General features: G+C 59.8%; 6 protein-coding genes and 1 pseudogene. 5 read left to right on the top strand and 2 right to left on the bottom strand.

What is annotated here, in order from left to right; translation table 11 throughout:
- Window positions 1-45: 45 nt before the first annotated feature.
- Together AC0L2Z_RS27150 and AC0L2Z_RS27145 are read right to left on the bottom strand one after the other, a co-directional pair.
- Window positions 46-204: a hypothetical protein gene (locus AC0L2Z_RS27150; protein WP_473629778.1), complete on the bottom strand. Its 159-nt coding sequence runs from the start codon at window positions 202-204 to the stop codon at window positions 46-48.
- Between the two features lie 509 nt (window positions 205-713).
- A complete protein-coding gene (locus AC0L2Z_RS27145) occupies window positions 714-941 on the bottom strand; it encodes a hypothetical protein (RefSeq protein WP_473629777.1) in 228 nt (75 codons plus the stop codon).
- A 191-nt stretch (window positions 942-1132) separates the two neighbouring features.
- Between AC0L2Z_RS27145 and AC0L2Z_RS27140 the strand changes: the two genes are divergently transcribed.
- From AC0L2Z_RS27140 to katE, 5 genes and pseudogenes are all read left to right on the top strand, one after another.
- Window positions 1133-1372 (top strand): hypothetical protein, encoded by a 240-nt coding sequence (locus AC0L2Z_RS27140; RefSeq protein ID WP_473629776.1) that lies wholly within the window; start codon window positions 1133-1135, stop codon window positions 1370-1372.
- On the top strand, window positions 1359-1538 hold the full coding sequence (locus AC0L2Z_RS27135; protein ID WP_473629775.1) for a hypothetical protein: 180 nt from the start codon (window positions 1359-1361) through the stop codon (window positions 1536-1538). Before AC0L2Z_RS27140 ends, AC0L2Z_RS27135 begins: the two co-directional genes overlap by 14 nt.
- A 177-nt stretch (window positions 1539-1715) precedes the next feature.
- On the top strand, window positions 1716-1994 hold the full coding sequence (locus AC0L2Z_RS27130; protein WP_473629774.1) for a hypothetical protein: 279 nt from the start codon (window positions 1716-1718) through the stop codon (window positions 1992-1994).
- Between the two features lie 67 nt (window positions 1995-2061).
- Window positions 2062-2400: pseudogene (locus AC0L2Z_RS27125) on the top strand (low affinity iron permease family protein); the annotation flags it as partial.
- A 1216-nt stretch (window positions 2401-3616) separates the two neighbouring features.
- Window positions 3617-5728, top strand: a complete 2112-nt coding sequence (katE, locus tag AC0L2Z_RS27120; RefSeq protein ID WP_287229628.1) for a catalase — start codon at window positions 3617-3619, stop codon at window positions 5726-5728.
- Window positions 5729-6000 lie beyond the last annotated feature (272 nt).

Raw genomic sequence — 6000 nt, 5'->3', positions numbered from 1 at the left:
GCGGTCGTCGCTGGCGTCGCTCTTTTCTGGGATATCGCTCGGCGGCTAACCCGCCACGAAAGCGATATACGCGACCGGCGTCCCGGCCGGCGGGATCGGCCGTAGGTCCTTCATGACCAACTCGACGCCGTCGATGACGAGTGTGTCGGTCATGGCGGGGACGATCGAGGGTACTGCGAAAGTGATCTGGTTGTCGGTCGCCACAGTGAGGGTGCCGTCGACGTATTCTCAGACACGCGGCGCATCACCGCATCGAGTGGATAGACCGTCGTCACTGGCTCGCCCGGTATCCATGGCGTCGACGGATCTGGCCGCGCTGTGACCGTGCGGGTTAGCATGACAACGCCCTGCTTGAACTCGCCGAGCATCTCGCTCGCGAACTCCTGATGCATCTCGTCATAAAAACCGGGCCATCAGACGACCAGAATATCGGGCAGGCCATACATCGCGCCGATCAGCGGCAGCCCGTCTATGATGGTCGAGACGCATCCGGGGCAAAAATGTTGCCGCTGTCGCCGGGGTCAAAGAACTCCCGCTCGATGCCCTCAATACCTTCAGAGCCGAAGCGGTGTGTTTGCGGGCGAGATCGGAGAGTGTGGCCTTGGCCTGCTTCCTTGCCCGCGAGCGCGCTCCTGATGGCCTTCCAGCCCCTGTGCGCCGGCCGCCGCGCTGGTTGGTGGCCATGCTTTGATTTCCGTTTGATTTTCCGCCGTCTATTCAAACTCGCAGGCGAGATGAGCCGTATGCCCATCCCGCCCCACGGTCTTTCGCTCGGGGGTTATGCTTGCTGCCGAGATGGCCGCTTTGGCGCGGGTTCTCTGCTCGTCGTATTCAGCCCGTTCTGCGGCACCAACGGCCCGCTCACCTTCCTCTGACGCGCTAAGGCTTTCGTACGACTCCAGCAGCCATTCTAGCTCGGCTTTGATCTCAGCTCGGGTCATGCGGCCTTCCGCTTCTGCGCTTCCCGCTGCCGTTTGCCCGCTCGGCGAGCTGCAGTTCATTGCCCAGGATCTGCGCGGCATCGTGCCACCAATATTTGCATTTGTCGGTATGCTATACGAGCGGGTGGTCAAGGCATTTGGCCCGCGAGCATCCAGCCGGATTTGTTCGATGACCGCAGGAGAAATTCGGCATGAGTAACGTCGTATCGCTTCATGGCGACAAGCGCTGGAAAGCTGTTCTCGTCTACGACCACCAGAACGGCCCCATCACGATCGAGCACTTTTTGGAAGAAATTTCCGAGCTCCATAACGTCATTGAACACGGCCCGGACTGGAACACCCTGATTACGTGCACGGTGACAATCAACCGGACGGACGGCGGCGAGGAGCAGAACAGCCAGGAAAAAGAGGCGCGCCATGAACTTCGGTGAAATCGCGGAGCGCTTCATCCGCGCGGCCGAGATCGAGCGCGCCAGCCATGAACATGTCGGCCGGCCGGCCCAGCAGCCGCCCTATGTTCACACATACACCGATAAGCTCGGGTGGTGCAAAGAGGTGGGCGACAAGCTCGACCCTAAGGCAGACCCGCTAGCGTAGGAGCGAAGGGCGTTCTGGAACCGGATCGGCACCCTGCCATCGGGACAAGAGATCAGCGAGCTCGAGGCGCTGCAACGAATGGCTGCTCGCCGTTGGCAATGAGAAGGAACGCCGAGCGTCCTCGCCCGGGCCAGATCCAAGGTCGGCGGCAGGTCATTCCGCACCTGGTGCTTCAAGGTGGAGGGCATCCACCCGAACACCGGACGGGATAGAAAAAACCGGGCTTTGCAGCAAATCGCGATCAGCGCCGAAATCAGGCTGTTGCATCATGAAATTAGGGATGTTTCGGCTACGATCACGGAAGATGCGGGCGAACGGGACAGCCTGAATTCGTGGATCGCCGACGGCGCGTTCGCCAAGATCCTTTCATCGGAACATGACGACTTCTCTTGGGCTGCCAAGCGCAATGAGCGCCGATGCCAGCAAGAGGCGAGGCGGCGCAATCAAGCTGCGTGATTTGCGCCATTGACGATCACCCGAAATGCCGCCCCAATCGGGATTACGTGGTTTATTGGGGATTCGCATGAACCGATTTCTCTTTGTGATCGCCGACTTTCTATCCCGTCCGCCCGGTTTTTATGTGCTGATCGTCGCGATGATAGCGTGCACTGCGATGGTTCCTTTCGGGCTCACAAACGTAATCACCTATGCGCTTTCTGTAGCTGCGATAGTGATTACCGGGGTCGTACTGATCCAGGGTTACCGCGACACCGCTGCCATCCATGCGAAGCTCGACGAGATCATCGTTGCATTGAAGGAAACGAGGAACAATGTCGTCGGGCTGGAGCACGCCGAGCCTGAGGAGATCAAAGCCCATTTGGCGCGGCTTGAATTGGAGGCAGCGGCGGCTGATCAAGAAGCTAAGCACGAGGGAGTCTCTGGCGCCAAATTACGCCAGCGGCTGCCAATCCCACATCGTCAGCCAGTCGCCGGCGCGGCGCTCGAGTATCTCAGGGCACGCCCGCACCATGTCGGATGCGGCCCAAAATAGAACCTCGTCTAGTTGGCCCTTGTTGTTGTCGGTCTCGGCCAAGGTCGAAAGCACCAGGCGCAAGTGCCCTTCCCCGTGCCGGCGTATGATGCGAGCCAGCGTCTCGACCGCGCGCGCCTCTCCCGGCTCCGGATAGCGATGCCGGTCGACAATCTTGATGCCGAGCTCATCACATAGGGCTTGGACGCGCGGGTCGGTCAAAGCATCCCTGCTTCCTGAGCGCATGTTGCACCGTCGACGGATCACGATTGAACGGCAACCCTATCTGCCCCCTAGGCAAGCTCGGCTTCAGCACCATCACGGCGCACATGGCCGCGTCTCGCGTTGCCACGATACTATACTGACGCGACGGTCCTCTCATCTCGGTATACGTGCAGCCGTGCATGGCATACGTGCAGCCGTGCATGCGGGCCACGAGGTCGATGACATGCCGAGCCGTCAACAGCTTGACCACCGTTGCAAATCTCAAGCGTGGCCCCTGGAGCGGGTTCTGGCTTCGGCGGCTTGGGAAACGGCGCAGACCTTCATGCCCGCACCTTCCTGCGCTCGACGGCCACCTGCTTACCTTTGACAATGTCGGAGAACGCTCAAAAAAGGACGCTCACAACGGAACACGAAATCCGCCGCATCCGGGTGACTACTTAGTTGTTGCCTTGTCGGTTTTTCTTCGGTTTCGCTACCAATGCAGCAGGAGGAGCGGTTTCAGCCTTAAGTCGTTGCTCTCGCAGCCGAGCAGTCTTTGCATCTCGTGCTGCGCGCTCAATGTCTGTTAATGCCCTTGCAGCATCCGACGTGCGCTCCTGCCTATCGTATTTTTCTTGATGGGTTAAGCCTTGTCTTTCCCGCATTTCCTGTCCTCGATCTGACGGTATGGCGCTCTGTTGGCGACCCGAACGATCGTCGCGAGATCGTGTTCCCCCAGACAACGAAAAAGCCCGCGCCTCTGGCGGAGCGCGGGCCCGATGTTCCGGCAGCCGAGTGCTATTCTTCGAAATGCGGGCCACGTGACACCCACCAGGAACTTAAGTGGGTGTCCCAGCATTGAGGGAGACCTGAAGCCGCCCCCTCCTTTTCAAGGAATTCAAGCATGGCCAAGACAACCAGACAGTCGTCGGGCAAGCCCGCGACGATCCATGATCAAAAGCTCGTGCGGGGGAACGGAGGCGAGCTTCACCAGATCGCCGAAGGCGACAGCGAGATCCTGACGACCGCCCAAGGCGGCCCAGTGGCCGATGACCAGAATACTTTAAGGATTGGCCAGCGCGGACCGTCACTAATCGAAGACTTCCACTTCCGTGAGAAGATTTTTCATTTCGATCACGAGCGCATTCCCGAGCGCGTCGTGCATGCACGCGGCTATGGCGCGCACGGCTTCTTCGAGACCTATGAATCGCTAGCGGCTTACACTCGCGCGGATATCTTCCAGCGTGCCGGCGAGAAGACGCCGGCCTTCGTGCGGTTCTCCACGGTGGCCGGTTCGAAAGGCTCGTTCGACCTGGCGCGGGACGTGCGTGGGTTCGCCGTCAAATTCTACACCAACGAAGGCAATTGGGATCTCGTCGGCAACAACATCCCAGTTTTCTTTATTCAGGACGCAATCAAGTTTCCCGACGTCATTCATTCAGTGAAGCCGGAGCCTGATCGTGCCTTCCCGCAGGCGCAATCGGCACACGACAATTTCTGGGACTTCATCAGCCTGACGCCCGAATCGATGCATATGGTCATGTGGGTCATGTCGGATCGGGCGATACCTCGGTCCTTCCGGTTCATGCAGGGATTCGGCGTTCACACGTTCCGGCTGGTCAATGCGAAGGACGAATCCACCTTCGTCAAATTCATCTGGAAGCCGAAGCTCGGCATGCAGTCGGTCGTTTGGAACGAAGCGGTCAAGATCAACGGCGCTGACCCCGATTTTCATCGACGCGACCTCTGGAATGCCATCCAGTCTGGTGATTTCCCGGAATGGGAGCTCAACCTCCAGCTCTTCGATCAGGACTTCGCGGACAGTTTTGACTTCGACGTTCTGGATCCGACCAAGATCATTCCGGAAGAAATCCTCGCGCCGGTCCCGGTCGGCCGCTTGGTGCTCGATCGTATGCCCGACAATTTCTTCGCCGAAACCGAGCAGGTCGCGTTCATGACGCAGAACGTACCGCCCGGCGTCGACTTTTCCAACGATCCCCTGCTGCAGGGTCGAAACTTCTCCTACCTGGACACGCAACTGAAGCGTCTCGGCAGCCCCAATTTCACCCATATCCCGATCAACGCACCCAAATGCCCGTTCCACCACTTCCAGCAGGATGGCCTCATGGCGATGCGCAATCCGGTCGGCCGCGTGAACTACCAGCCGAATTCATTCGGCGAAGGCCCGCGGGAATCGCCGCAGCACGGTTTCCGGTCGTTCGCCGAGGCGGAGGAAGGCCAGAAAGTCCGTCTGCGCGCAGAGAGCTTCGCCGACCACTACAGCCAGGCGCGACAGTTCTTCAACAGTCAGACCGCGCCTGAGCAGAAGCATATCGCCATGGCGCTGTCCTTCGAGCTCTCCAAGGTCGAGACAACGGTTATCCGCGAGCGCATGGTGTCGCATCTCCTCAACATTGATGAAGGCTTGGCAGAAACTGTCGCTGACAAGCTTGGCATGAAGCAATTGCCCAAGCCCGCGGATGCGGCGGTCGCGCCGAGGGACGATCTCGAACCATCGCCGGCGCTCAGCATCATCCGGAACGGGCCTGACAGTTTTGCTGGCCGCAAGGTCGGTGTGCTTGTCAGTCCCGGCGCCGATGCAGCGCTGCTGAAGAACCTCCAGGCAGCGATCGAGAAGGAAGGCGCAGTGATGGAGGTCATAGCGCCCAAGGTGGGCGGCGTCGAGGCGGCGGATGGAAGTCTCATCGCTGCAAAGCACATGATCGACGGCGGGCCATCGGTCCTGTTCGACGCAGTAGCGCTGATCCTCTCCGAGGAAGGAGCGGAGCGCCTGACGGGCGAGGCCGCCGCGCGCGATTTCGTTGCCGACGCTTTTGCTCATTGCAAATTCATCGGCTTCACGTCGGGCGCCGTCCCGCTGCTGCAGAAGGCCGGCGTCGATCCGGAAGCCGATGAAGGCATGATTGGTCTCGATGATCCCAAGGCGATTACCGGTTTTATCGAGGGCTGCCGCAAGCTGCGTCTCTGGAGCCGGGAAATGGCCGTCAAACTCTAGCGATGGTGACGGAGTTTCTCATGCAGATCATTCGAACCGAAGTTACCCAGGCAACCGCCCCGACCGGACAGCCCATCCTGCGCGTGATCTTCTGCGGCGAAGGCGGTGACTGCGTTGCCGTCGACCTGGCACGCGTTGACGGCGGAAACAACGAGGCCGCTATCAATCGAGCGAAGGCGATCCTGGTCCAGATCGCGACCTTCGATTTGGCTGTGAACGACTATGATGCCCGAAGCAATGGCAATTTTGACGAAGTCGCCGTCACAGCGGCG

This window comes from Mesorhizobium sp. WSM4850, from assembly GCF_055811735.1.
Note: the sequence above shows the minus strand (reverse complement) of the source record. Positions and strands in the feature narration are given on the sequence as shown.

What these genes read in the sequence shown, in the direction of transcription:
- AC0L2Z_RS27145 (WP_473629777.1), bottom strand. Translation starts at nt 941, where the DNA reads ATGACCCGAGCTGAGATCAAAGCCGAGCTAGAATGGCTGCTGGAGTCG.
- AC0L2Z_RS27140 (WP_473629776.1), top strand. Translation starts at nt 1,133, where the DNA reads ATGAGTAACGTCGTATCGCTTCATGGCGACAAGCGCTGGAAAGCTGTT.
- AC0L2Z_RS27135 (WP_473629775.1), top strand. Translation starts at nt 1,359, where the DNA reads ATGAACTTCGGTGAAATCGCGGAGCGCTTCATCCGCGCGGCCGAGATC.
- katE (WP_287229628.1), top strand. Translation starts at nt 3,617, where the DNA reads ATGGCCAAGACAACCAGACAGTCGTCGGGCAAGCCCGCGACGATCCAT.